Origin of the sequence: Saccharopolyspora karakumensis, from assembly GCF_004349225.1 — a bacterium.
In the GTDB taxonomy this organism is placed as follows: Bacteria; Actinomycetota; Actinomycetes; order Mycobacteriales; family Pseudonocardiaceae; genus Saccharopolyspora; species Saccharopolyspora endophytica.
In genome coordinates this window covers 146,740-172,062 of the sequence record NZ_SMLA01000003.1, presented here as the reverse complement: position 1 = coordinate 172,062, position 25,323 = coordinate 146,740, and the positions used below count along the sequence as shown (strand labels likewise).

The window sequence follows — 25,323 nt, the reverse complement described above, 5'->3', positions numbered from 1 at the left end:
CGTCCACCTGCGACGAAGCCCGGTACCAGCCGAGACCAGTCGGCCCTCGGTGACGGTGATTCACTGAAATCGCTGATCCCAGCGCCGCGCCGGGCGGTCGACGTCCCTCGGACGCACCAACGCCCCCTCGGCGGAGGAGTGGCGATTACCACTCGAAAGGGTTAATGCGCAATCCGGGGGACGTGACCTGACCGCCCCCGCTACCGTCTTCCGGGTCGGCTCGAAAGGACCCGGCACACCGGAACTCTCGAGGAGGCCTGATGCACCTGGTGCGGCTCGGAGCGGAACCGACCGAGGTCGGCGCCGACATCCGGGCGGCCATCGCCGCGTGGGGCGCCGGCCGCTCGGTGCTCGGCGGCGTCACCGTGTTCGGCTGCCGCCCTCCGGGCAGCCCTCGCCCGCTGGACGCGGTGATCGTGCTGCCGCGCGGGGTGATCGTGGTGCTGGGTGTGGACCTCCCGGAACCGGCGCTGAAGCTCGACGCCCCCGTCGGCACGCCGTGGACGGTGGACGGCTGGCCGCTGGTGCGCACCGAGGGCAAGGTCAACCCGGCGCAGGAAGGGCTCGAGTCGGCTGCCGCGCTGGCCCGCAGCCTGCAGACGCGCGGGCTCGAACCGCTGCCGGTGGCCGCCGTCGTCGCGGTCGGCCCCTACGTCGGGCAGGTCATGCAGCCGACGACCGACCTGCACCGCGGTGTCCGGGTGGTCTCGCCGAACACGACCTCCGTCCTGTCGGCGGCGCGGGAGCTGGCGACCTACGAGAGCCCGTGCGGCGCGGTCCCCGCGCTGGGCCTGCTCCACGTGCTGGGAGCCGAAGCGAGCGGAGAAACCCTGGTCGAGGAGGGTTTTCCGGCGTCGCCGGAGGTCGACCTCGCCAGCATCGACACGATGCTCATCCCGAAGTACTCCGAGGACCGGCCCTTCGACCGCGTGCGCGAGGTCGCGAAGTCCCGGACGTACCCGCGCGGCAAGCTGATCGCCGCGGTGGCGGCGGTGGCCGTGGTGTGCGCGCTGCTCGGCGTCCTGACGCTGGGAGCGCCCTCGGCGAGCCCGCCCGAGCCGGCGGCGCAGCGGGTCGACGGCGTGGAGTTCACGCAGCACGCGACCGACCGGGGGAACGCCTGCGGGCCGAACGCCTACGGCGACGTGCAGCGGTGGTTCCAGCAGCAGCCGTGCCGGAGCCTGCGGCGCGGAGTCTTCGAGGCGCGCCTGGGCACCTCGTCGGTGGCGGTGTCGATCGCCGCCGTGGATCTGGCGGACCCGAAGTCGGCGACCGAGCTGCGGACGCTGCTGGAATCGGCGGGAACGGGCGGCATCAGCGACCTGGTCGCACAAGGCCGGAGCTGGCCCGGGGCACCGCGGGACTTCGGCGACGCGGCGCAGTCGGTGCAGCAGAGCGGAAGTCAGGTCCGGGTCGCGCAGGCCGTGTGGTCGCACCAACCCTCCAGCCCCGATGACCTCGAACTGCGCGCCATGGCGGAACGCGGCCTGCGGCTCGACGTCTAGGAGCGCTCCTGGTCGTGGACGCGCGATTCCTCGCGCCGCTGCGCGGGAATCGGCCGCGGCCCCTTGGTGAGGTAGGGATTTCCGAGCCTGGCCAGGAACAACGTGGGTGCGAACAGCGGCACCACCGCCGAGAGCGCGGCTGCCGTGACTCCTGCTCGCACGACGTCGTTCGGGAACAACGTGGTCCGGTCCAGGAAGCGGCGGGAGATCTGCGCGGTGATCCACAGCAGCACCACGAAACCGACCATGCTCGCCACCGCGACCAGCATCGCGGGCCGGTAGCCGAGCCGCTCGGCGCCCAGCATCACCGCGACCCAGCCGAGCAGGGCCGGGAGCTGCCCCCGCTCGGTGGTGGCCGCCCACAGCAGTCCGCCGAAGATCGCGAGTCCACCCCCGCTGTGCTGCCAGGTCTCGGCGACCCGCTCCGCCCAGCCGCCACCGGTCAGCCCGACGCGCGCGGCGAGCTCTCCGAGCACGCCCAGCGCGCTCGGTCCGTGCGCGGGTGCGATGAACTGCCCGACGATCCACGCCAGCGCCCACAGCGACACGCAGCACGCCACGAACTGCTGCCACCGAGGCCGGTCCAGAGCCACGAGCACCAACCGCCGCAATCCCCGCACAACCACCCCAACCTCTCGGCCGATCTTCCGAGGATGAGCCACCCCCTCCTCCCCGACCAGCACATCGCCGATGTCTCGCCCGCTTGGGTGAAGCACAGGGATGATGCGGTCAGAACGTCGCGGGGAGAGCGGTGCAGGGCTCGGATGCCGCGCAGGGCAACGGGATCTGCAGGACTTCGGTGCCGTCCACCAGCCACTGGGCCCGGCCCGGGACGGAGGCGAGGACCCGGCCCTGGGGGTCGGCGGAGAGGCCTAGGTGCGCCGGGTCGAGCGGCGGGGTCGCGAACGGCACGCCCGCTGCCAGCTTCCGGCCGGTGTCGGCGGCGTAGGTCGCGACCCGGGCACGGCCCGGAGCGGTGCAGTCTGCGGGTTCGAGGGCGGCGATGTCGGGGCCGGATCCGGCGATGGCCAGCGGTCCGCACGGGCCCGTCGGGGCCGCGCGAGTCACGTCGACGGCGGTCGGATCCGGGTCGGTGATCAGGAGTTCGGCCGGTCCCCCGCGTTCGGCCAGCAGCGCCAGCCGTCCGTCGCCGGACAGCGCGAGGTCGATCACGCGCAGCCCGGGGGTCGGCAGATCCCGGCGGTCGCCGCCGATCCACAGCACGACCCGGTCGCCGTCGGCGTAGGCGACCCGACCGCCTGCCGCGGTCAGCGCACGGGCGTCCCCGGCCTCGGCGAGATCTCGCTGCCCACCCGCGGTCGCCTCGACGACCCGATGACCGTCCGATGTGGACACCAGCGCGAACACCCGGCCCTGGTCCTCCGCCAGCTCGGTCACCTCGCCACCGGACACCTGGGCGACATCGTCCTGCTTGCGCCCGGACGCCACGTCGAACGACGCGATCGCCCCGGCCCCCACGGCGGCGACGTAGTTGCCCGGCCGCACGCTCACCGGCTGCGGTTCCGGCGTCTGGAAACTCAGTGCCACGCCGACGAAGACGGCGGCCACCGCGGCTGCGACGACGACCAGGAACGTCGGACGGCGGTACGGCGCGCGCCTGCGACGGGCAGCGGCCAGCAGTCGTGGCAACGAGTCCGGCGCCGGTTCGACATCGGCGACGGCCCGGTGCATCCGGGCGCGCACCAGCTCGGTGTCGCGATCGAGTTCGTTCACACCCGCTCCCCCAGCAACTCCGACAGCCTGGCCACCCCGCGCGAGCAGTAGGACTTCACCGACCCCTGGCTGCATCCCATCACCTCGGCGGTGCGGAGTTCGCTCAGGTCGGCGTAGTAGCGCAGCACGATGGCCTCCCGCTGCCGCCGCGGCAGCCGCGCGAGGGCCTGGGCGAGCACGGCGCGATCGAGCCCGCGCCCGGTGTCGTCGGGGAGGCTGTCGGCCACGGCCAGCTTCGGCAGGTACTTGCGGGCGACCAGCCGTCTGCGCAACGTCGATCTCGCCCGGTTGAGCACCGCCTGCCGCAGGAAGGCCAGCGCCTTGTCGGGATCGCGCAGCCTGGTCCGCGAGTCGAAGACGCGCAGGTAGGCGTCCTGCACGATGTCCTCGGCGGAGGCTCTGTCGTCCACCAGCAGCACCGCGATCCGCAGCAGTTGCGCGTAGTGCTCCTGGTAGAGGTCGGTCAGCTTGCTCGTCAGCTCGTCCATTGCCGCCGACCCGTCACCCGGCCGGACGGTCACAGGCATTGCGATCGACACCGTCACATCTGTGCACGACGCCCGGGACCCCCTTCTGGGTTGTGGCCGGTATCCGGTCGTTACCGAATCGGCTGTGATCAACGGCGGCGACTCTACCGACGCGGCGCGCTGTTGATCAGTCCATCCGGCGACTTCACGCCAGTGGACCAAGATCGGGCCGCGGCGCGAACCCGGAGCGGAAGCCGACATGCCGGTTGCCTGCCGATCTCACCCGAGCAGGCTGCCCACCTCTTCACATCCTGATTACTGTCGCGAAACGGGCTGGACATTCCAGACGCGCGAGCCGATGCTCTAGAACTGCTGTGCAACCGCATCTCGCGCAGCAGGATTGGAGTCCGAGACGGTGGCTACGACAACGGCCCCGAGCGGTGGATCGGCTCGGAAACGCAGAATGAGTCCCAAGGAAATCACCATCTGGGTGCTGGTCGCGTTGGTCGGCGCGGTCAGCTGGGGTGTGATCGCGCTGGTGCGCGGTGAGGAGATCTCGGCCGCCTGGCTGGTCTTCGCGGCCCTGGCGTCCTATGCCATCGCGTACCGGTTCTACGCCCGGTTCATCACCAACCGGGTCCTCAAGACCGACGACGAGCGGGCGACGCCGGCCGAGCGGCTCAACAACGGAGCCGACTTCCACCCGACCGACCGGCGGGTGCTGTTCGGCCACCACTTCGCCGCGATCGCGGGCGCCGGCCCGCTGGTGGGTCCGGTGCTGGCCGCGCAGATGGGTTACCTGCCCGGCACGATCTGGATCATCATCGGCGTCATCTTCGCCGGTGCCGTGCAGGACATGGTGGTCCTGTTCTTCTCCACCCGCCGCAACGGCCGCAGCCTCGGCCAGATGGCCCGCGAGGAGATCGGTCCGGTGGGCGGCGTGGCGGCGCTGATCGCCGTGCTCGCGATCATGATCATCCTGCTGGCGGTGCTGGCGCTGGTCGTGGTGGGTGCGCTCAAGGGATCGCCGTGGGGCGCGTTCTCCATCGGCATGACGATCCCGATCGCCCTGTTCATGGGCTTCTACCTGCGGTACCTGCGGCCCGGCAAGATCGTCGAGGTGTCGATGATCGGCATCGCGCTGCTGCTGCTGAGCATCGCGGGCGGCAGCTGGGTCGCCGAGTCCGGCATGGCGGAGTTCTTCACCCTCACCGGCAACGAGGTCACCTTCGCGCTGATCATCTACGGCTTCGTCGCCTCGGTGCTGCCGGTGTGGATGCTGCTGGCTCCGCGCGACTACCTGAGCACCTTCATGAAGGTCGGCGTGATCGTGCTGCTGGCGGTGTCGATCCTGGTCGCGATGCCGGGGATGAAGACCGCGGCGGTCACCGACTTCGCGCTCAACGGTCAGGGACCGGTGTTCTCCGGCGCGCTGTTCCCGTTCGTGTTCATCACGATCGCCTGCGGTGCGCTGTCCGGGTTCCACGCGCTGATCTCCTCGGGCACCACGCCGAAGATGATCGAGAAGGAATCGCAGATCCGGGTCATCGGCTACGGCGGCATGCTCACCGAGTCGTTCGTGGCGATCATGGCGCTGGCCGCGGCGTGCATCATCGATCCGGGCATCTACTTCGCGATGAACATGCCCGACAGCGCGCTCGGCGACACCGTGCAGTCGGCGTCGCAGGCGGTGGCGGGCATCGGCTTCCATGTCACCCCGGAGCAGCTGTCGGCTGCCGCGGCGGCGGTCGAGGAGGAGACGCTGGTGGGCCGCAGCGGCGGCGCACCGACCCTGGCACTGGGCCTGTCCGAGGTGTTCTCGCAGGTCATGGGCGGGGACGCGATGAAGGCGTTCTGGTACCACTTCGCGGTGATGTTCGAGGCGCTGTTCATCCTGACCACTGTGGACGCCGGCACCCGAGTGGGCCGGTTCATGCTGCAGGACACGGTCGGCAACGTCTGGAAGCGCTTCGGCGACGTCAGCTGGAAGCCGGGCAACTGGCTGGCCAGCGCGGTCATCGTCGGCGCGTGGGGCTACTTCCTGTGGGCCGGCGTGAACGACCCGCTGGGCGGGATCAACCAGCTGTTCCCGCTGTTCGGCATCGCCAACCAGCTGCTGGCGGCGGTGGCGCTCGCGGTGGCCACGACGCTGCTCATCAAGGCGGGCAAGGCGAAGTACGCCTGGGTGACGCTGATCCCGCTGGCCTGGGACGCGGCGGTGACGCTGACGGCGAGCTGGCAGAAGATCTTCTCCTCCGACGCCAAGATCGGGTTCTTCGCCCAGCGCGCGTCCTACCAGGCCGCGCTGGACGCCGGGCAGACCAGCAAGGGCACGGCCGACACCGTCGAGGAGATGCAGAAGGTGGTGGTCAACTCCACTGTGGACGGCGTGCTGAGCGTGCTGTTCGCGGTGCTGATCATCATCGTGCTGGTGGACGCGGTCCGCGTCTGGATCAAGGCGCTGCGCACCACCGAGCCGCTGCCCAGCACCGAGGCCGAGTACGTGAAGTCGGAGTTGTGGGCGCCCTCCGGCCTCATCCCCACGGCCGAGGAACGCCAGAAGCAGAAGGAGCTCGCTTCCTCCGGGAGTGGCGGGAGTTGAGCGGCACGACGCTGACCAGGCTGCGCGGATCCGTCCGCGCGGCCTGGCAGATCGTGCGCGGTGTCGTGGGCGAGACGGCCTACGAGACCTACCTGGAGCACCACCGCGCCCACCACGGCTCCGAGCAGCCGATGACCGAGCGCGAGTTCTGGCGAGCCCACATCGATCGCAAGGAGATCGATCCCGGGTCCCGCTGCTGCTGATCCGACGACGCGAGGGCGGAAGTTCCACCGGGAACTTCCGCCCTCCGTCGTTCGAGGACATTCCTGGGCAGCAGGTTTCCGCTCAGCGGTAGCGAGGCATCCTCAGGGGCGGTGGCGGATCGCGACAGTGATGCTCGTCCGTGGTCCCCGAAGAAGTGAGGCCCCACCTTGCGCACCCAGGTCGCGATCGTCGGCGGTGGTCCCGCCGGTCTGCTGCTGTCCCACCTGCTGCACCTGCAGGGCATCGACTCGGTCGTGCTCGAGCGGCGCAGCCAGGAGCACGTCCAGAAGCGGGTCCGCGCGGGCGTGCTGGAGCAGGGCACGGTCGACCTGCTGCGGGAGGTCGGCGTGGGCGAGCGGATGCTGCGCGAGGGCGACCGGCACGAGGGCGTGCACATGCAGTTCGACGACGAGCGGCTGCACATCCCGTTCACCGAGCTCACCGGACGCGCGATCACCGTCTACGGCCAGCAGGAGGTCGTCAAGGACCTCAACGAGCGGCGGCGGGCCGACGGCGGCCAGGTCCTGTTCGAGGTCGACGACGTCGCGGTGCACGACGTGACCACCGAGAGCCCGCGCGTGACCTTCACCCACGAGGGCCGGGCGCAGGCCCTGCAGGCGGACTTCGTCGCCGGCTGCGACGGCTTCCACGGGGTGTGCCGGGACGTCATCCCGCCGGACGTGCGCCGCGTCTACGAGCGGGTCTACCCGTTCGGCTGGCTGGGCATCCTCGCCGAGGTCGCGCCTTCCACCGATGAGCTGATCTACGCCAACCACGCGAGCGGATTCGCGCTGCACAGCATGCGTTCGGCCAGCATCAGCCGCTTCTACCTCCAGTGCGAGCCGGACGAGACGCTGGCGAACTGGCCCGACGCGCGCATCTGGGACGAGCTGCACGCCCGCCTGGCCTTCCCGGGCTGGAAGCTGCAGGAGGGGCCGATCATCGACCGGTCGGTCACCGCGATGCGCAGCTTCGTGGCCGAGCCGCTGCGCCACGGCAGGCTCTTCCTCGCGGGCGATTCGGCGCACATCGTGCCCCCGACCGGCGCGAAGGGGCTCAACCTGGCGGTGGCCGACGTGGACCGGCTCGCGGAAGCGCTCGTCGACCACTACCGCACGGGCAGCGACGCCGGACTGGACGAGTACTCGGCGAAGTGCCTGGAACGGGTGTGGCGGGTGCAGCACTTCTCGTGGTGGATGACGTCGATGACGCACCGCTTCGAGGGCCCGGACCAGGACTTCGAGCGCCGCCTGCAGCGCTCCCAGTTCGACTACCTGCGCTCCTCGACGGCCGCGGCGACGACGCTGGCCGAGAACTACGTCGGGATGCCGCTGCGCTGAAAATCGGTTTCGCACCGGTCGACCGGGCGGAACAATTCGGCGAGTGGATTTCGAGACGTTTGACGCGCGGGGATACCGGACGGTCGATGTCCGGACCGGATATGGCGAGTGGGTCGCCGACTACGAGAACACCGTCGAGGACGTGATGGACCTGGCGCTGCTGGAGCGCCTGGTCGAGCCGAGGTGGTCGGCGGTGAGCCGGGCCGCCGACCTCGGCTGCGGCACCGGCCGCACCGGGCAGTGGCTCCGGGAGCGCGGTGTCGAGCGCATCGACGGCGTGGACGTCACCCCGGAGATGCTGGACCTGGCGCGCCGCCGGGGCGCGCACGAGCGGCTGGAGGAGGCCGACGCCACAGCCACCGGACTGCCCGGCGGCGCCTACGACCTGGTGATCTGCTCGCTGATCGACGAGCACCTGGACGAGCTGCGTCCGCTCTACTCGGAAGCGCACCGGCTGGCCGCACCCGGTGCGGCGTTCGTGCTGGTCACGTTCCACCCGCACTTCATCATGACCTCGGGCATGCCCACCCACTACACCAACGCCGAGGGTGAACCGGTCGCGATCGCCACCCACGTGCACCTGATCAGCGACCACGTCGCGGCAGGTCTCGGCGCGGGCTGGCGACTGGCCGAGCTCCACGAGAACGTCATCGACGACGCCTGGCTGAAGATCAAGCCCAGGTGGGAGCGCTTCCGCAACCACCCCTTCTCGGCCGCCTACACCTGGCGCAAGGACGCCTAGCGCCCCGGAAAATGCGCCGACGCCGGCGGTTCCAGGCAGCGGGGCTTCCCCGGGAAGCCCACCGGGCCGCAGCGAGGGCCGGGACTCCACGACGCGGAACTTTCGCATCCGCCCCGGCGCGCTAGGAGAATCTTTTCAGTCTGCGCTGAAGTGGAAAAGCCTGTTCACGGCTTCACGCGTTCCCCCAAACGAGTGGACAGCCGGATGTCCGATGAGTCCGCCGCGAGTGGTGTGTAAGCTTGGCGCTGGTCGTTGTTTTTCTGGGTTCGTGTTTGCGCACGCTCGCAGGATTTGATGCGAGCGAGCAGCTTGTCCGTGGTTGTAGCTGGAAAGCCGCCGTTCGAGATCCCCGGCCCGGGCTCCCACGAAGTGTGGGCTCCCGTCAAACGCTCCAGCTCCCAGGAGGAGACAGACATGGCACAGGGAACTGTGAAGTGGTTCAACGCTGAAAAGGGCTTCGGCTTCATCGCCCCCAACGACGGTGGCCCGGACGTCTTCGTCCACTACTCGGCCATCGACGCCAGCGGGTTCCGCAGCCTCGAAGAGGACCAGCAGGTCACCTACGAGGTCACCCAGGGCCCGAAGGGCCCGCAGGCCAGCTCGGTTCGCGTCTGAGCCTCGCAAGCATGAACGCCGCCGGCTGCTCGCCCTCGGGCGAGCAGCCGGCGCGCTGCTATCAGGAAGGTTTCTCATAACCACCGCAACACCCGTGTCCTCCGGGACACCGGCACCCAGGCAGGCCGCTCCGGACGAGATCGCCCCGGTCCAGTTCGTCGAGCCAGAACCCGCCGCCGTCGAAGAGCACGCTCAACCGGTCGCCGATCACAGCGAAGCCGGAATGCTCGACCTCCGCAGCCCCTTCACCACGTAGACCACCCCCGAGGCGCTCGCTCCCGACGATTCCTCGAGCAGTTGCGCACGAGCGGCAACGTCGAGCTGAGCGACGGCGTCACCCCGGACCGCGAGGCTTCGACAACGAGCACAGTGGACGAAGAGTTGCGTCTCTCCCACGCTCGTCTCCAGCCATGCACGCCCCGGCTCAACGCTGACCGCCGTGCTGGTCAACACCCGCGGCACCGGGCCGGGGACCGCTCGGCCGGCTCGCACTGACCTCCCTCTGCGGCCAGGTGCTCGGGTGGCTGCTCATCCCCGTCGGAAGCCCCCGGTTGCGCGTCGAGGTGGGCTCCTCCCTGCTGCTGCTCACTCCCGTCGGAGCTCTCCTGCTGGGCGCCGTCGCGCTCGGAGAGGTTCCCTCGGCCCTGCATGCACTCGGATGCGCCCTCGTGCTCGGCAGCGCGCACCTGGTGGCCGCCGGCAGCGGCCGAGAACCCGGGGCCGAGGGGCGGCTGAAAGGAATTCTCCGAGCACCTGGGCTCACCGGCCGGATCTCCCGCCTCGCGCGATTTCCCGCCCGAAGCTGCTCGCGGCGATCACGCTCGACTCGGAGCTTTCCGCCCGCGACATCGCGGATCGGCATGGGCGCGCGACGATCTCGACGACGCAGGAGCCGGATCGGAGATCAGGAGGTTCAGGAATTGAAGTGTGGGGAAAGTGTCGAGATGATCTCTCCGCCCTTTCCCCGCCACTCGTTTCACCTGGGAATACGTGGGGCAGGTGGGACTTGAACCCACGACCTGACGGATTATGAGTCCGCTGCTCTGACCAGCTGAGCTACTGCCCCGTGGGGTGCTCGGTATCGGCGATCGTATCGAGGGCGTCACTGAGCGAGGTCGCCGGGTGTTCCGGCCGGACGGCCCATCGTGATAATGGGCGGAACGGCGGAAAAGGCAGCGCATCGGGGTTGCGTCGGTTGGTCTACCGATCTTCGCGAGCGGAGTCGGAATCAGCACTCCGACGGATCGATCGAACCGCGTTCGCACAGGTGAGCGCGTTGTTGTTCACCGCTGGTCGGTTCTCGGCCGCAGGCCGTGCCGCATTGCAGATATCCCGGCAGCTGGTCGTATTCCTCGACGGAGTGCGGGTATCCGGAATCTTGCTGGAATTGCTGGAAATCTTCGCCGGCCGTCCCCCGCTCGACGCGCGACTCGGCCGGCGCGGGCGGCGGGGTCATCTCGGTCGGGGCGCCCTCGCAGGCGAGCAGTGCCACCGCGAGAGCAGTGGTCGCGATCGGTCTGCTCATCACCGCTCCTCCGCCTCGGACGCACCAGGGACGCACGAGTATCGGGGGCGCTGCGGCGGCCCGCGACCGCAGTGATCGGCCCGGGCATGACGAAGGCCCGGCGCCTGTGGGGTGCGCCGGGCCTTCGAAGGAGGTGCCGTGGTCTTCAGCCGAGCAGGCGGAAGATGTCGAACGCCCCCGAAAGTTGACCGATGATCGCGATGGTGGCCATCAGCGCCCCGAGCGCGGCCACCGTCAGCACGGACATGATGATCAAGTACACGACCGCCTTGATCGGCTTCGGCAGCTTGCTCACCGAATCCAGATCGGGCAGCGTGAAGTGCGGTTCCTTGCCGATCCCTGGTGCGGACATCTGACTCCCCCGTCCCTTGTCAGTTCCCTCGGACGACCACCTTCATTCGAGGGACGAAGCGCGAACGGAAAACCGTTGCGCCGAATCGCATCACGAATTCGTCTCGGTCAGAAATCGATCGAATCATCCAACGCGGTCGGCCCCTGCGGCTCCGCGCGCCACGAGGGCTTGGCACGAATCATCCGCACCAGAACCCTCGGCCGCGAGCCGAATCAGGACGTCATCGCGCATTTCGACCCTGGATCGTTATCCGGCCGGCGGTCCGCGGCGTGCGGACCGGCGATGCTGGTGGATCGGGGTGCCGCCACGCTGGAACACCGCCGCCCACACCAAGATTCTCGCATCCGCCACCTTTGATCTTCGTCCGGGTGGCACTGCGCCGAAACCGCCGATCGGGCATCGAACAACGTTCGCGATCGCACCACCCGATTCGCGTTCGGAATCGATCGACCTGGCTCGAATGCGAATTCGAGAAGAGAACTCCCGGGGTCGGAACGAGAGCCACCGATGCGATTCCGCGATTCTTCCGAGTCCCCCGAGCAACATCGTCGGACCGCCGGCCGTCCGCCCGAAGCCTCCGCTAACCGGAAGGAAATCAACCTGATGGGTGCATGACCGGACACCCGTTCGGTGGCAGACTACAGCCGCAAGTGAGCGTGACGTGATCGCTACGATGCGTTACGGCAGTACGCGTACCGCGAAGGGGTTGAACCGTGAGTCAGTCGAAGGCGGAGATGTTCGCCCCGGAAGGCGTGGACCTCGAACACCCCAACGTCGCCCGGGTCTACGACTACTACCTCGGCGGACGGGCCAACTACGCGGTCGATCGGGTCTTCGGCGAGAAGGCGCTGGAGCGCTACCCGTTCGTCGCACCCGCCGCCAAGGCCAACCGCCTGTTCCTGCACCGCGTGGTGCGCTACCTCTGCAAGCAGGGCATCCGGCAGTTCATCGACATCGGCTCCGGCGTTCCGACGATGGGCAGCACCCACCAGGTCGCCGATGAGCTCGTCGACGACGCCAACTGCGTCTACGTCGACAACGAGCCGGTGGCCGTCGCGCACTCGCGCATCCTGCTCGAAGAGGAAGAGGTCACCGACAAGCACTGCGTGCTGCACGCCGACCTGCGCGAACCCGACGAGCTGTGGAAGCAGATCGAGGAGAGCGGCGTCATCGACGTCGAGCAGCCGGTCGCGTTACTCCTGATCGCCGTCCTGCACGTGACCCAGCCCGGCCCGAACGGCGAGGACATCGGTCCGCAGGCCGTCGCCCGCTTCCGCGAGCTGATGCCCGAGGGCTCCTACCTGGTGATCACCCACGGCACCGCCGACGACGTGCCGGACAAGCGCAAGCGGGAGATGGCCGAGTTCGGCAAGATGTACGACCAGTCGGCGACACCGGTGATCTGGCGTCCGCACGACGAGATCGAATCCTTCTTCGGCGACTACGAGCTCGTGGAGCCGGGCTGCACCTGGACTCCGCTGTGGCACCCGGAGGAAACCGGGGAGAACGCGCCCGTGATCGAGTTCGACAGCCCGAACGACTCGGTCGTCTGGGCGGGAGTCGCCCGCAAGCCCTGATCAGCACCGCTCGCAGCCGCCGCGACCCGCTGGTCGCGGCGGCTGCGACGTCTGCCCGGAACCAGCACGCACCTGGCGCCGCTGGGTACGCTCGAAGCGATCACCCGGCCCGACGACCTCGGGAGGTCCCCGTGCCCGAATGGCGCCCCCGCCCGCTGCGCAGGCGCGGCAGGCATCCCGAGCCGGTGATGCCCCACCGGGAATCCGCCCCCGAGCACTCGATGGACCCCCGAGCCGCCGACGAGCGGCCGCTGGCCGACCGGCCGCTGATCGACACCGCCATCTACCGCCACGGCGTCCGCATCGCCACTCCGGAGAGCCTCGGCGAGACCTACCGGCAGCTGCCCGGCGCGGACGGGACCATGGCCTGGATCGGCCTGTACCGGCCGGCCGAAGAGGAGCTGCTGGCCGCCGCCGACGAGTTCGACCTGCACAAGCTCGCGGTCGAGGACGCGATCGTCGCTCACCAGCGGCCGAAGATCGAGCGGTACGGGGACACGCTGTTCGTCGTGCTGCGCGCGGCCACCTACCTCGACGACGTCGAGGAGGTCAACTTCGGCGAGCTGCACCTGTTCGTCGGCCCGAACTTCGTGCTCACCGTCCGCCACGGCCAGGCCCCCGACCTGTCGGTCGTGCGGCGGCGGATGGAGACCGACCAGGACCTGCTCCGGCGCGGTCCCGAAGCCGTGCTCTACGCGGTGCTCGACCACGTCGTGGACGGGTACGCGCCGGTCATCGCCGGGCTGCAGAACGACATCGACGAGATCGAGACCGAGGTCTTCGACTCCGAGCCGCACGTGTCGCGGCGCATCTACGAGCTGTCCCGCGAGGTCATCGAGTTCCAGCGCGCGACCCGGCCGCTGCTGGCGATCCTGCGCAGCCTGGAGGCCGGGTTCGAGAAGTACCAGATCGACGAAGAGCTGCAGCGCTACCTGCGCGACGTCGCCGACCACGCGACGACCGTCGCCGAGCGCGTCGACGGGTTCCGGCAGATGCTCGACAACATCCTCACCGTGAACGCCACGCTGGTCACCCAGGCGCAGAACGAGGAGATGAAGCGCATGACCGAGGCCAGCTACGCGCAGAACGAGGAGATCAAGCGGATCTCCTCGTGGGCGGCGATCCTGTTCGCCCCGACGCTGATCGGCACGGTCTACGGGATGAACTTCGACGTGATCCCGGAGCTGCACTGGTCGCTGGGCTACCCGTTCGCGCTCCTGCTGATGATCATGGTCTGCCTCAGCCTCTACGCCATCTTCAAGCGCCGCAACTGGCTCTAGCTCAGACCTGGCGCTCGAAGGTCACCAGCAGTCCCTCGACGCCTCCCGGCCCCATGCGGCCCCTCACGTCGGCACCGGTGATCGCCTTGAGCTGCCAGCCCTCGCCCGCGTGGTCGTTGAGCACCTTCTCCAACTTGTCACCGGACATCTTGCCGCCGAGCCACTTCTCGCGGAGCTCCACGACCTTGTACTCGTAACCCACGACGACTCCCCCGTTCCCGACGTCTTCCCCACCGGTCAACGCTGCGCTCGCGCGCGGAGTTCCGCGCGCCGGCGGCCGCAGGTCACTCGAAGGTGCCGACCTTGCGCAGATAGCAAGTGCCGCACATGGATTCGTAGCCGACGTCGCCCTCGATGGCGACCTGGCCGCCGTCCTGGGTGAACTCGCCGTTGACGGTGCGGGCGTTGAGCGTCGCCTTGCGGCCGCAGCGGCAGATCGTCTTGAGCTCCTCGATGGAGTGCGCCAGCTCCATCAGCCGCAGGCTGCCCGGGAAACCGCGGGTGCGGAAGTCGTTGCGCAGCCCGTAGGCGATCACCGGGATCCCGTCGAGCACCGCCAGCCGGAACAGGTCTTCGACCTGCTCGCCGGTGAGGAACTGCGCCTCGTCGACGAGCACGCAGTCCGGCGCCCCCGCCGCCAGCACGACGCCGCGGACGGCGGTGTCGGCGTCGCAGACCAGGTCGACCTCCCGCGTCACGTTGATGCGCGAGAGCACCACGGGACTCTTGGTGTCGATCTCGGGCTTGACCACGAAGACGCGATGCCCGCGTTCGGCGTAGTTGTGCGCGACCTGGATCAACGCGGTCGACTTGCCGGAGTTCATCGCCCCGTATCGGAAGTAGAGCTTCGCCACGACCGAACACGGTAGCCACACCCGATCACCCGACGCCCCAGGCCCACGTCCTCGCGTGAGGGGAACGAAAAAGCCCAGACCGTTGGCCTGGGCTTCGCGCTCCTCCGACTGGACTCGAACCAGTAACCCTTCGGTTAACAGCCGAATGCTCTGCCAATTGAGCTACGGAGGAATGTTCTCTTGTCGTCGGCGCTCTCTCGCGCTGACGGGAACTACTTTAGCGGATGCCCGAAAGGCGTTTCACGGCACCCCCCGCTTTTCTTCATCCCGAACATCTGTGCAGGTCACGCGCAGTGAGCGGCGACGAAGACCCTGCGGAACGGGAACCAGGTCACGCCGTCGGGCCGTTTCGGATAGGCGATCGAGAGGCGATGGGACAACTCGCTTCGGAACTCGGCCCACTCCTCGTCGTCCAATGCCGCTCGCACCGGGCGCAGAGCGGTTCCGCTCACCCACTCCAGGACCGGGTTGTCCCCGCGCAGCGCGTGCACGTAGGTCGTCTCCCAGGCGTCGACCTCGACGTCCGGATCGGCCAGCTCGTCGGCGTAGGACAGCGGGTCGCGCACGACGTCGTCGTGGCGCAGCACCCCGTCGAGCTTGCCGCGCCAGCGCTGCTCGGCGGCCAGCTCGCGGATGGTGGCGTGCGACGGGGCGTCGAAGTTGCCGGGGACCTGGAAGGTGAACCAGGCACCGCTGGGCAGCTCGGACAGCCAGCGGTGCAGCAGTTCGACGTGATCGGGGATCCACTGCAGGACCGCGTTGCACAGCACCACGTCGGTGTCGGGCTGCGGCTTCCAATCCCGGACGTCCTCGACCCGCGCGGGCACACCCCGCGAGCGGGCCTCGGCGACCATCTCCTCCGAGGAGTCCAGCGCCTCCAGCTCGGCGCGCGGCCAGCGGCCGGTGAGCAGCGAGGTCAGGTTCCCCGCACCGCATCCGAGATCGACGACCCGCCTGGGGCTCTCGGCGCGCACTCTGGCGATCAGGTCGAAGGCCGGGCGGTCGCGCTGATCGCTGAAGGTCAGGTACTTGCCGGGATCCCACATGCCGCCACCTCCGCTAGCAGTACGCCCGTACCGTATACCGGGCGTTCGATCGCGTCGAGGACGTTTCGAGGTGGAACGACCTCAGGAAGGCAGGTCGCGGGACTGCCGCAGGCTCGCCACCAGCGCGCCGACCAAGCGGTCCAGCGCCGGTTCGTCCGTGCCCTGATCGGGCCGGATCTGCAGCTCGATGCCGTCGCGGCCGGGAACCTTGCGCTGGATGAACCAGGCGCCACCACCCGGCAGGTCCCGGTGGTGGCGGGACCGGATCGAGCGGTTCACGCGCTCGTGGACCACGTCGGGCAGCCGGCTCTCACCGGTCAGCGCCAAGCGCTGAGGCCGCAGGTCGCGCAGGTAGACCGCGCCGTCGACGTGGCGGGTCTCCTCGGCCTCGGTGATGGTGAGCACGCCACCGCCCCAGGCCGCCTTGCTGATCAGGTGCCAGCCGACCCGCCGCCCCTCCGGGAGCCAGAGGCCCAGGTGGGTGGCCACCACCGAGCCGTCCTCGCTGGGTGCGACGGACAGGACCTGCTCGTCGGGGTCGAGGCTGCCCGGGAAGTTCGCCGGGACCTCGGCGGTTCCGCTCAACTTCGCCAGCAGCCTCTTGATCACAGAGTCGTTCCCATCGCCTGGTCCAGCAGTGCCTTGCGGTAGCCCTCCAAGGCGACCATGTCGCCGAACAGGGCGTTGTACTCCTCGGCGTCCTCCAGCGGCGACATCCGCTGGACCTTGGACTTGATGTCGGCGATCTGCCTGCTGACCAGCCGTTCTTGCAGCCGGGCGATGATCGCGCTGACGTAGCGCGGATCGTCCTCGGTCGTCCACTCCAGGGCCTCGACCGCCAGCTGCGTGCACAGCCGGGCGCCGATCTGGCTCTCGCACTGCTGCGCGACCGCGTCGACCAGTCCCGCCCCGCTCAGCCCGGAGGCCGTGCCGCCCGCGGCCAGCAGCGCCTTCTGCACCTCGGCGTAGACCGGCTCGGTGAACGCCTCGGCGGGCAGCGAGTCGTAGAGCGGACCGGCCAGGGCCGGGACCTGCAGAGCCGCCTTGATGGCCTCCCGCTGCAGCCAGCGGGGGTCGTGCCTCGGCGGGCGCTGCGGCAGCTCGACGTCCATGCCCAGCGACTGCTGGTTCTCCTCGCGGCGCGGACGGCGCTGCTTGCGGACCGGGGCTCCCGAGCTCTCCCGAACCCGCTTGACCACCTGGTTCTCGTCGTTCCAGCCCGCCCACCAGGCGAGCCGGGCCGCGTACCCGTCGCGACTGGCCGGGTCCTTGATCTGGGCGATCAGCGGAACCGTGCGCTTGAGCGCGGCGACGCGCCCGTCCACCGAGTCCAGGTCGTAGTCGGTGAGCAGGCTGCGGATGGCGAACTCGAACAGCGGCCTGCGCCGGGCCACCAGGTCGCGCACGGCGGCGTCGCCCTGGGCCTCGCGCAGCTCGCACGGGTCCATGTTGTCCGGGGTGATCGCCACGTAGGTCTGGCCGGCGAACTGCTGCTCGCCGTCGAACGCCTTCATCGCCGCCTTCTGCCCGGCCTCGTCACCGTCGAAGGTGAAGATGACCTCGCCGCGGAAGGCGTCGTCGTCCATCATCAGCCGCCGCAGCACCGAGATGTGCTCGTCGCCGAACGCGGTGCCGCAGGAGGCGACCGCCGTCGGCACGCCCGCCAGGTGCATGGCCATCACGTCGGTGTAGCCCTCGACGACCACGGCCTGGCGGCGCTTGGCGATCTCCCGCTTGGCCAGGTCGATGCCGAACAGCACCTGCGACTTGTTGAAGATCGGGGTCGCGGAGGTGTTGACGTACTTGGCCTCGATCGGGTCGTCGTCGAAGATCCGCCGCGCGCCGAAACCGACGACGTCACCGCCGAGGTCCTTCAGCGGCCACAGCAGCCGCCGGTGGAAGCGGTCCATCGGACCGCGCCTGCCTTCGCGGGACAGTCCGCACTTGATCAGCTCGTCGACCTCGAAACCCTTGGTCAGCAGCAGTTTCGTGAGCTTGTCCCAGCCGCTGGGCGCGAAACCGCAGCCGAAGCGCTGGGCGGCGGCCTCGTCGAAGCCGCGCGTGGTCAGGTACTCGCGGGCCGGCTGGGCCTCGGGCGAGCGCAGCTGCTCGGCGTAGAACTCGGCGGCGAGGCGGTGCGCCTCGACCATGCGCGAGCGGCTGCCGCGGTCGCGCTTCGGGCCCGGCGTGCCGCCCTCGTACTGCAGCTGGAGACCGACCCGATCGGCCAGCCGCTCCACGGATTCCACGAAGCCGAGGTGCTCGATCTTCATCATGAAGGCGATCACGTCGCCGCCCTCACCGCAGCCGAAGCAGTGGAAGGTGCCGTGGCTGGGGCGGACGTTGAACGACGGCGTCTTCTCGTCGTGGAACGGGCACAGGCCCTTCTGCGCGCCACCACCGGCGTTGCGCAGAGCGACGTACTCGCCGACGACGTCGTCGATCCGGTTGCGATCGCGCACCTCGGCGATGTCGCTCTCCCGGATCCTGCCTGTCACGTCACCCAGTCTAGGGCCAAAGAGATCGGCCACGACCGGGTGTCCGCTCGGTGCGGCAGAATCGATCGCGTGAGGCCTGACACCAGCACGCTCGCCGCGGAGTTCGACCGGCACCGAAGCCGTCTGATCGGCCTCGGCTACCGGCTGACCGGACGGCTCGCCGACGCCGAGGACGCGGTGCAGGACGCCTGGCTGCGGCTGACCGACACCGATCACGACGAGATCCGCGACCTGGGCGGCTGGCTGACCACCGTGGTGAGCAGGCTGTGCCTGGACCGGATGCGCTCGGCCGCCGTGCGGCGCGAGAGCTACGTCGGCCCGTGGCTGCCGGAACCGCTGGTGAGCGCCGTGGATTCCGATCCGGGCGACATCGTGGCCGGCCAGGACGACCTGCGGATGGCAGCGATGCGGGTGCTCCACGAGCTGCCGCCGGACCAACGGCTCGCGCTGGTGCTGCACGACGGCTTCGACGCGCCCTTCGCCGAGATCGCCGAGGTGCTGGGCTGCAGCGTTCCCACCGCGCGCCAGCACGCGTCGCGGGCGCGCCGGACGATGGTCCAGGCCGCGCCGCCGGAGCGGGTCCCGCTGCCCGAGCAGCAGCGGGCGCTGGAGGACTTCCTGACCGCGGTGGCCGCCAAGGACCTCGCCGCGCTCACCCGGCTGCTGCACCCCTCGGCCACCGTCTACGGCGACAGCGGCGGCAAGGCCCGCACCGCCCGGCGCCCGGTCGTGGGCGCCGACAAGGTGGCGCGCTTCGCCATCGGGCTCATCGACAAGTACGGCGCGGAGCTGCTCGGCGCGGCACGTCCGGTGCTGGTCAACGGCGACTTAGGCGTGATGCTGCCGGGCGACGACGCCGAGGTGGCGCCTCGGGTGTTCACACTGGCCGTCCGCGACGGACGGCCGGCGGAGGTGTTCGACATCGTCAACCCGGACAAGCTGACCCGCGTGGAGTTCGACTAGGGCATCGGCACTCGGCACGCCTCTCCGCTGGTGAAGCCCTGCGCGGTCAGGCCCAGCGCGTGGTTGATGCGGGTGCGCTGGTTCTCCAGTGCGATCATGTAGGTCAGCTCGACCATCCCCTTGTGGCCGAGGCGCCGGTCGAGTTCGGCGACCTGCTCGTCGGTGACCTGCATGGGCTGCTCGGTCATCGCGTCGGCGTAGGCGATCACCAGCCGCTCGATCTCGGAGTACTTCTCCGAGGTGCGGTAGTCGTCGATCTCCTTGAGCCGGTCGATGTCCAGGCCCTCGTTGCGCTGCAGCATCGTGCCGAAGTCGACGCACCACGAGCAGCCGATCTTGGTGGCCACCCGGTAGACCGCCAGCTCGCGCAGGTTCGCCGGCAGCGCCTTGGCCGCCTTCTCCACCGCCATCTCCGACACGCCGGTGGCCATCAGCAGGCCCTGGTGGTGCGCGACCACGGCCAGCGGGTCCAGCACCGCGCCGTAGCGGCGCCGGGAGAACCGGTAGGTGAGCCTGGTCAGCAGGTTCGCTTCGCTGGTGGGCACGCCCGGAATGCGCGGCATCGCTCGCTCCCTCCTCGCCACCCCGGTTTTCGGGGTTCGTCACCGGAGTGACGAGACAGGTCGCCGGAGCGTGACAGCTCAGCTCGGATCGGTGATGCGGGCCAGGAAGTAGAGCGCACCGCTGTCGCGGTGGCGGACCAGGAACAGGAACGGGCGGTCCACCTCGACGCGCACCGGTTCGGGCTCCCGGACGATGGCGGTCAGCCGCATCATCATCGCGGTCGCCGCCGCGCCTTCCAGACCCGCTTCGTCGACGTCGAGCACCGACTCGTGCAGCACCTCCGAGACGCGCAGCGACCGGTCGGTCAGCGGGGTGAAGTCGGCGGCCGGGGTGAACAGGTCCCGCACGCCCAGCTCGCCGAGCGGTTCGGTGAGCTCCGCACCGCCGGAGACCTTGAAGCGCGGCAGGAACAGCTCGACCTTGCGCTGCTCCAGGGCGCCGAGCAGGCCGGTCAGGCGCTCGGTGGTGAGCTCGGGTTCGGCGGTGGCCAAGTCGCCGTCCGGGAGCAGGACGACCGCTTCCACTCCCCCTGCGGCCGGGAGCCCGATCGCCTGCCAGCCGTCGGTGGCGGCGTGGCCGAGGGTGCGCGCGGCCGTCATGGTGGGCACGTCGTGGTCGCCGTCGGGGGCGTGGAACGGGCGCTGGGTGGTCTTGGTCTTCTCGAACGCCTCGCGCCAGGAGACCTTCAGGTAGAGGGCGTTGACCAGGGCTGCGACGGTCTGCGGGTGGACCGCGCCGGTGGGCAGCAGTTCCGGGATGAGGTCCCGGGTGGTCTCGGCGACGTCGGCGTTGATCAGCTCGCGGGCGGCTTCCGGATCGTCCTGGAACGGGGCGTTGCGCACCGCGCTGCCGGGCCAGTCCTTGAGCGCCAGCCGGTAGGACTCCTCGATCGGCAGGTCCGCGTGCGCCCAGAGGGTGTTGGCGACCGCCAGCACTGGCTGCTCGCCCGAAGCCGCGGCGAGCTCCGAGGCCGAGCCCAGCAGCTCCAGCAGGTTCGCCGGTTCGTCGCGCAGCGCGGCGACGAGCTCTTCCCTGGTGTTGCCACCGGTCGCGGTGGCCGCCAGCCCGAGCGCGCTGCTCACCGAGTACGGCGACCAGCAGAAGGTCTTGGTCGGCGGCGGAGCCAGCTTTCCGTGCAGTGCCAGGGCGAAGTCGAGGTGATCGTTCACGTCCGCAGGGCTCCGTTCCGCGTCGAGGAGACTCGGGCTTGATCCCGAGTCTGCCAGAGCGCGGCGCTGGGACCCGTCGGCGAACGCTCCCGGCTTCCAGCCGGATTTCCCGTTCCGCTGCCGGCGGGTGCTGACACGCCTTCTGGTGGGCACGCCGGTGGGCACCGGGAGAGCCGCGCGGAGTCCAGAAGGCGTGTCAGGTTCGGCTACCCGAGCGAACCTGCGCAGGACCACGAGGTCAGCGGAGGGATTCCTCGATGTCGCTCAGCCCCATGAGGCGGAGTTCCTGGGCGATGTACTCGGCGGCTCGCTGGCCCGCGGGGTCCTGCCAGCGAAGATCTTTGATCCAGTCGGCCAGGTTGTCCGCGTTGACGTACGGCTCGCCTCCGACGACGAGCTTCTGGATGTAGTGCCGGTTGCGCATTCGGGGTCTCCTCGCGGCCCGGCGTCGGGGGAACGACGGGCCGCCGCCGCTCGGCTCGGGATGCCGCGCGGTACGGGGATCAGGGCACATGCCGCCAGCAGACCTGCCAGTCGACACTCTGGGTGAGGATTGTCCCCGACGACCCGAGATCCATTCACCCCCATTCGGATTAACGTCACAGTGGTTTGGACACGCTGTGTACATGGCGTTCATGCCAGATCACAGCCTGCGCATCCGTCAGCGATGCGACCTGGTCCAGAACCACCCGATATCGGGACGAATCGTCCGAAGCTCGCAGCCAGGCATCGCGCATCACCGGATCGAGTGAAGCCGGTGCGCTCTCGCTCAGCGCCTCGACGAGCTCGGCCAGCCGCTCCCGCTGCCTGGCCTGCATGCGCCGCCGTTCGCCGTCGTGCAGCACGTAGCGCACCGCCATCGCCTTGAGCACCGTCACCTCGGCGACGGCCTTCTCCGGCAGCACCAGGTCCGCGCGGTAGCGGCTCAGCCCGGGCCCGGAGCGCGCCACCGTGCCGCCGACCGCCGCGGCCACGAACCGGCCGACGAGCTCGCTGGTCAGCCGCTTCAACGCGACCTGCGCCGACAGCGTCCCGTCGTAGTCGAGGACCGCGGCCACCACCGGCCAGCGCACCAGCTCCTCGGCCGCCTGCTCCAGCAGCGCGGTCTCGCCGCTGCGCAGGAACCGGTCGTCCGCCAGCTTCGCGATCTGCGCGCGCTCCTGCGGATCGGTCAGCGCCCGCAACGAGATCCGCCCGGAGATCACCGCGTCCTCGACGTCGTGCACCGAGTAGGCCACGTCATCGGCCCAGTCCATGATCTGAGCCTCCAGGCAGCGCCGGTGATCCGGCGAGCCGTCGCGCAGCCACTCGAAGACCTCCAGGTCGTCGTCGTAGACGCCGAACTTGATCTCACCCGGGCGTTTGCGCCACGGGTACTTCGTCGCCGCGTCCAGGCAGGCGCGGGTCAGGTTCAGGCCGCGCCCGATCTCGCCGGAATCGGTGACCTTCGGCTCCAGCCTGGTGAGGATCCGCAGCGTCTGGGCGTTGCCCTCGAACCCGCCGTGCCCGGCCGCCAGCTCGTTGAGCGCGCGCTCGCCGTTGTGCCCGAACGGCGGATGGCCGATGTCGTGGGCGAGACCGGCGGTGTCCACCAGGTCGGGGTCGGCGCCGAGCGCGCTGGCGATGCCCCGCCCGATCTGCGCGACCTCCAGCGAGTGCGTCAACCGGGTTCGCGGCACGTCGACGCCCTCGTTCGGCCCCATCACCTGCGTCTTGCCCGCCAACCGGCGCAACGCGGCGGAGTGCAGCACGCGAGCGCGGTCGCGCGCGAACGGGGTGCGGTCGTCCGGATGCGACGACGCGGCCTCCTTCGGCGCCTCGGGGTGCAACCGCTGGAGGTCGTGCTCGCCGTACCCGGCCAGTTTCGAGCTCATCGCAGTGAGGCTAAGCCCCGAACATGACATTTCCACGCCACAACCCCGACAACGAGGTCAACTGGGAGGCCATGCCCTGCTTCAGGTGTGGGACTCAGCCGGCACCGCCGCGGGTTCTGAGGCGGTTCTCCTGCGAGGACGTGCCGACGTGGTGTATTGGACATGCATGAGTCGGTGCGCCCGGAGCACGAGGATCGCCTCAGGTTCCGCCACCCGCACCGCCGCGCAGAACGACGACGGGTACAACGCTCACCCGAGGCCGTCGCCGTTGAGTTCTGCTGGGGCGTGGGTCAGCCGGTAGAACAGCAGCGCGCCCGTCTCGCGGACGATGTACTTCATCTGGATCTCGCGCGTCTGGACCACCGGGCCCGAGCGGGCCGGGGAGGCCCACGCGTCGAGGCCCATGTCGTTGGCCATGGTCCGGGCCCGCAGCGAGTGCCACGGGTCGCTGACGATCAGCGCGCTGTCCCAGCGGCGCTGATCGGCCAGGTCCGACACCGCCTGCATGCTGCCGAGGGTATCGCTGCCGACGTCGACGTCGACGATCTTGTCGCGCGGAACGCCCTTGTCCACCAACCAGTTCTTGCCGGCCTGCGCCTCGGTGTAGGCGTCACCGGCCTTGCGGCCGCCGACGGTGACGATGTAATCGGTGAGCCCGTCCTCGTAGAGGCCGAGGGCCTGCTTCAGCCTGGCTTCGAGGATGTCGGACGGTTTGCCGTGGTACTGCGCGGCACCCAGCACCACCACGATGTCCACCGGCTGCCGGTCGTCCGCGCGGGCCACCTGCCACACGCGGACCGCGGTACCGCCGACCACCAGGATCGCCACCAGCAGCGCGCCGGCCAGGGCGCGCGAGAGGGTGCGACCGGTCCGCGACCGGTGGGCGGGATGATGTGCGCTCACCGGGGCATCTTCGCAGATCCACCACCGGCACCGAGCGGGCCGGGCCCGCAGCGAAACCGACCTGGTGCTCCGGAGTTCCGCATCGGGTTCAGCAGCCGATCAGCCGGGCGCCCAGGTACTCCTCCAGCTTGTCGACGGCCACGCGCTCCTGGCTCATCGTGTCCCGCTCGCGCACCGTCACCGCGTGGTCGGACAGGGTGTCGAAGTCGACCGTCACGCAGAACGGCGTGCCGATCTCGTCCTGCCGCCGGTAGCGGCGGCCGATCGCACCGGCGTCGTCGAAGTCGACGTTCCAGTTGCGGCGCAGCGTCGCGGCCACATCGCGGGCCTTCGGCGAGAGCTCGGCGTTGCGCGACAGCGGCAGCACCGCGGCCTTCACCGGGGCCAGGCGGCGGTCCAGCTTGAGCACGACGCGCTTGTCCACACCGCCCTTGGCGTTGGGCGCCTCGTCCTCGGTGTAGGCGTCGATCAGGAACGCCATCATCGGACGTCCCACGCCCGCCGCCGGCTCGATCACGTACGGCCGGTAGCGGGAGTTGCTGGCCTGGTCGAAGTAGGTCAGGTCGACGCCCGAGTGGTTGGAGTGCGTGGTGAGGTCGAAGTCGGTGCGGTTGGCGATGCCCTCCAGCTCGCCCCACTCCTGACCGCCGAAGCGGAACCGGTACTCGATGTCCACGGTCCGCTTCGCGTAGTGCGACAGCTTCTCCTTCGGGTGCTCGAACTCCCGGAGGTTGTTCGCGTCGATGCCCAGCTCGGTGTACCAGCCCATCCGCTGGTCGATCCAGTACTGGTGCCACTGCTCGTCCTCGCCGGGCTCGACGAAGAACTCCATCTCCATCTGCTCGAACTCGCGGGTCCGGAAGATGAAGTTGCCGGGAGTGATCTCGTTGCGGAAGCTCTTGCCGATCTGGCCGATGCCGAACGGCGGCTTCTTGCGCGCGGTGGTCATCACGTTGGCGAAGTTGACGAAGATGCCCTGGGCGGTCTCGGGCCGCAGGTAGTGCATGCCCTCCTCGGACTCCACCGGGCCCAGGAAGGTCTTGAGCATCATGTTGAACTCGCGCGGCTCGGTGTACTGGCCGCGGTTGCCGCAGTTCGGGCACGGGACATCGGAGAGGTCGTCCTCGGTGACCTCCTTGCCGGTGCGCTCGGTGTACTCCTCGGCGAGCTGGTCGGCGCGGAAGCGGCGGTGGCAGGAGGTGCACTCCACCAGCGGGTCGTGGAAGGCGCCGACGTGGCCGGAGGCCTCCCACACCTGGCGGGGCAGGACCACCGAGGAGTCCAGGCCGACGACGTCATCGCGGCCCTGCACCATGTGCTTCCACCACTGGCGCTTGATGTTGTCCTTGAGCTCGACGCCGAGCGGTCCGTAGTCCCACGCCGACCGGGTACCGCCGTAGATCTCGCCGGACGGGAAGACGAATCCGCGGCGTTTGCAGAGGCTGACGATCGTGTCGATCTGGTCGGCGGGCACGTTCAACTCCGGAAATTTCACTGGAAACACATCGA

At 69.6% G+C, this 25,323-nt stretch carries 26 protein-coding genes and 2 tRNA genes; 10 read left to right on the top strand and 18 right to left on the bottom strand.

Annotation, left to right across the window (positions count from 1 at the left end; translation table 11 throughout):
- Nucleotides 1-260: 260 nt before the first annotated feature.
- A complete protein-coding gene (locus tag E1202_RS03325) occupies nt 261-1,505 on the top strand; it encodes a hypothetical protein (protein WP_132680872.1) in 1,245 nt (414 codons plus the stop codon).
- Here E1202_RS03325 and E1202_RS03320 read toward each other — a convergent pair.
- The 3 genes from E1202_RS03320 to E1202_RS03310 form a co-directional block, all read right to left on the bottom strand.
- Complete coding sequence (locus E1202_RS03320) at nt 1,502-2,104, bottom strand: hypothetical protein (protein ID WP_235877643.1); 603 nt, start codon at nt 2,102-2,104, stop codon at nt 1,502-1,504. The genes E1202_RS03325 and E1202_RS03320 overlap by 4 nt on opposite strands.
- 130 nt (nt 2,105-2,234) lie before the next feature.
- Nucleotides 2,235-3,239 carry a hypothetical protein gene (locus E1202_RS03315; protein WP_235877618.1) on the bottom strand — a complete coding sequence of 335 codons (1,005 nt, stop codon included), beginning with the start codon at nt 3,237-3,239 and terminating at the stop codon, nt 2,235-2,237.
- Nucleotides 3,236-3,727: a SigE family RNA polymerase sigma factor gene (locus E1202_RS03310; protein ID WP_132680868.1), complete on the bottom strand. Its 492-nt coding sequence runs from the start codon at nt 3,725-3,727 to the stop codon at nt 3,236-3,238. Before E1202_RS03310 ends, E1202_RS03315 begins: the two co-directional genes overlap by 4 nt.
- A 442-nt stretch (nt 3,728-4,169) precedes the next feature.
- Here E1202_RS03310 and E1202_RS03305 point away from each other — a divergent pair, with 442 nt between their 5' ends.
- The 6 genes from E1202_RS03305 to E1202_RS31230 all read left to right on the top strand — a co-directional run bounded on the left by E1202_RS03305 (nt 4,170) and on the right by E1202_RS31230 (nt 9,465).
- Entirely contained in the window at nt 4,170-6,308 is a 2,139-nt protein-coding gene (locus E1202_RS03305; protein WP_165943719.1) for a carbon starvation CstA family protein, read from the top strand.
- Complete coding sequence (locus tag E1202_RS03300) at nt 6,305-6,511, top strand: YbdD/YjiX family protein (protein WP_132677385.1); 207 nt, start codon at nt 6,305-6,307, stop codon at nt 6,509-6,511. Before E1202_RS03305 ends, E1202_RS03300 begins: the two co-directional genes overlap by 4 nt.
- A gap of 168 nt (nt 6,512-6,679) precedes the next feature.
- Complete coding sequence (pobA, locus tag E1202_RS03295; protein WP_132680866.1) at nt 6,680-7,852, top strand: 4-hydroxybenzoate 3-monooxygenase; 1,173 nt, start codon at nt 6,680-6,682, stop codon at nt 7,850-7,852.
- A 43-nt stretch (nt 7,853-7,895) separates the two neighbouring features.
- Nucleotides 7,896-8,594, top strand: coding sequence for a class I SAM-dependent DNA methyltransferase (locus E1202_RS03290; RefSeq protein WP_207918436.1), 699 nt, complete (start codon nt 7,896-7,898; stop codon nt 8,592-8,594).
- A gap of 414 nt (nt 8,595-9,008) precedes the next feature.
- Nucleotides 9,009-9,209 carry a cold-shock protein gene (locus E1202_RS03285; RefSeq protein ID WP_132621185.1) on the top strand — a complete coding sequence of 67 codons (201 nt, stop codon included), beginning with the start codon at nt 9,009-9,011 and terminating at the stop codon, nt 9,207-9,209.
- Between the two features lie 94 nt (nt 9,210-9,303).
- Nucleotides 9,304-9,465 (top strand): hypothetical protein, encoded by a 162-nt coding sequence (locus tag E1202_RS31230; RefSeq protein ID WP_165943718.1) that lies wholly within the window; start codon nt 9,304-9,306, stop codon nt 9,463-9,465.
- A gap of 735 nt (nt 9,466-10,200) precedes the next feature.
- Here E1202_RS31230 and E1202_RS03275 read toward each other — a convergent pair.
- From E1202_RS03275 to E1202_RS03265, 3 genes are all read right to left on the bottom strand, one after another.
- Nucleotides 10,201-10,275: transfer RNA gene (locus E1202_RS03275), tRNA-Ile, on the bottom strand.
- A gap of 162 nt (nt 10,276-10,437) precedes the next feature.
- Nucleotides 10,438-10,734: a hypothetical protein gene (locus E1202_RS03270; RefSeq protein ID WP_132680864.1), complete on the bottom strand. Its 297-nt coding sequence runs from the start codon at nt 10,732-10,734 to the stop codon at nt 10,438-10,440.
- A 145-nt stretch (nt 10,735-10,879) separates the two neighbouring features.
- Nucleotides 10,880-11,086 (bottom strand): hypothetical protein, encoded by a 207-nt coding sequence (locus E1202_RS03265; RefSeq protein WP_132679158.1) that lies wholly within the window; start codon nt 11,084-11,086, stop codon nt 10,880-10,882.
- A 734-nt stretch (nt 11,087-11,820) separates the two neighbouring features.
- Here E1202_RS03265 and E1202_RS03260 point away from each other — a divergent pair.
- Entirely contained in the window at nt 11,821-12,663 is an 843-nt protein-coding gene (locus E1202_RS03260) for an SAM-dependent methyltransferase (protein ID WP_408006078.1), read from the top strand.
- Nucleotides 12,664-12,794: 131 nt separating this feature from the next.
- The gene (locus E1202_RS03255) at nt 12,795-13,943 is read left to right on the top strand and encodes a magnesium and cobalt transport protein CorA (protein ID WP_235877615.1); all 1,149 of its coding nucleotides are present in this window, start codon (nt 12,795-12,797) and stop codon (nt 13,941-13,943) included.
- Nucleotide 13,944: 1 nt separating this feature from the next.
- Here the strand turns inward: E1202_RS03255 and E1202_RS03250 are convergent, their stop codons facing one another.
- The 6 genes from E1202_RS03250 to dnaG all read right to left on the bottom strand — a co-directional run bounded on the left by E1202_RS03250 (nt 13,945) and on the right by dnaG (nt 18,341).
- Entirely contained in the window at nt 13,945-14,145 is a 201-nt protein-coding gene (locus E1202_RS03250) for a DUF4177 domain-containing protein (protein WP_132680860.1), read from the bottom strand.
- Nucleotides 14,146-14,227: 82 nt separating this feature from the next.
- Nucleotides 14,228-14,797 (bottom strand): thymidine kinase, encoded by a 570-nt coding sequence (locus tag E1202_RS03245; RefSeq protein ID WP_132680859.1) that lies wholly within the window; start codon nt 14,795-14,797, stop codon nt 14,228-14,230.
- Between the two features lie 99 nt (nt 14,798-14,896).
- Nucleotides 14,897-14,969: transfer RNA gene (locus E1202_RS03240), tRNA-Asn, on the bottom strand.
- A 112-nt stretch (nt 14,970-15,081) separates the two neighbouring features.
- Nucleotides 15,082-15,843: a trans-aconitate 2-methyltransferase gene (locus E1202_RS03235; protein ID WP_132680857.1), complete on the bottom strand. Its 762-nt coding sequence runs from the start codon at nt 15,841-15,843 to the stop codon at nt 15,082-15,084.
- A gap of 81 nt (nt 15,844-15,924) precedes the next feature.
- A complete protein-coding gene (locus E1202_RS03230; RefSeq protein ID WP_235877613.1) occupies nt 15,925-16,452 on the bottom strand; it encodes a hypothetical protein in 528 nt (175 codons plus the stop codon).
- Nucleotides 16,449-18,341: a DNA primase gene (gene dnaG / locus E1202_RS03225; protein WP_132679151.1), complete on the bottom strand. Its 1,893-nt coding sequence runs from the start codon at nt 18,339-18,341 to the stop codon at nt 16,449-16,451. The genes E1202_RS03230 and dnaG overlap by 4 nt, the downstream gene beginning before the upstream one ends.
- Before the next feature lie 69 nt (nt 18,342-18,410).
- On the opposite strand from dnaG, the gene E1202_RS03220 reads away from it, so the two are divergent.
- The gene (locus E1202_RS03220; protein ID WP_132680855.1) at nt 18,411-19,304 is read left to right on the top strand and encodes a sigma-70 family RNA polymerase sigma factor; all 894 of its coding nucleotides are present in this window, start codon (nt 18,411-18,413) and stop codon (nt 19,302-19,304) included.
- On the opposite strand, the gene E1202_RS03215 is transcribed toward E1202_RS03220, so the two are convergent.
- The 6 genes from E1202_RS03215 to E1202_RS03190 form a co-directional block, all read right to left on the bottom strand.
- Entirely contained in the window at nt 19,301-19,867 is a 567-nt protein-coding gene (locus tag E1202_RS03215) for a carboxymuconolactone decarboxylase family protein (protein ID WP_132680853.1), read from the bottom strand. The two genes, E1202_RS03220 and E1202_RS03215, sit on opposite strands and share 4 nt — an antisense overlap.
- A gap of 78 nt (nt 19,868-19,945) precedes the next feature.
- The gene (locus E1202_RS03210) at nt 19,946-21,037 is read right to left on the bottom strand and encodes a serpin family protein (protein ID WP_132680851.1); all 1,092 of its coding nucleotides are present in this window, start codon (nt 21,035-21,037) and stop codon (nt 19,946-19,948) included.
- 238 nt (nt 21,038-21,275) lie between these two features.
- Nucleotides 21,276-21,461 carry a hypothetical protein gene (locus E1202_RS03205; RefSeq protein ID WP_093420954.1) on the bottom strand — a complete coding sequence of 62 codons (186 nt, stop codon included), beginning with the start codon at nt 21,459-21,461 and terminating at the stop codon, nt 21,276-21,278.
- A gap of 175 nt (nt 21,462-21,636) precedes the next feature.
- Entirely contained in the window at nt 21,637-22,911 is a 1,275-nt protein-coding gene (locus E1202_RS03200; RefSeq protein WP_132680849.1) for a deoxyguanosinetriphosphate triphosphohydrolase, read from the bottom strand.
- A 249-nt stretch (nt 22,912-23,160) separates the two neighbouring features.
- Complete coding sequence (locus tag E1202_RS03195) at nt 23,161-23,814, bottom strand: YdcF family protein (protein WP_165943717.1); 654 nt, start codon at nt 23,812-23,814, stop codon at nt 23,161-23,163.
- Nucleotides 23,815-23,902: 88 nt separating this feature from the next.
- Nucleotides 23,903-25,288, bottom strand: coding sequence for a glycine--tRNA ligase (locus E1202_RS03190; protein ID WP_132680847.1), 1,386 nt, complete (start codon nt 25,286-25,288; stop codon nt 23,903-23,905).
- Between the last annotated feature and the right edge of the window lie 35 nt (nt 25,289-25,323).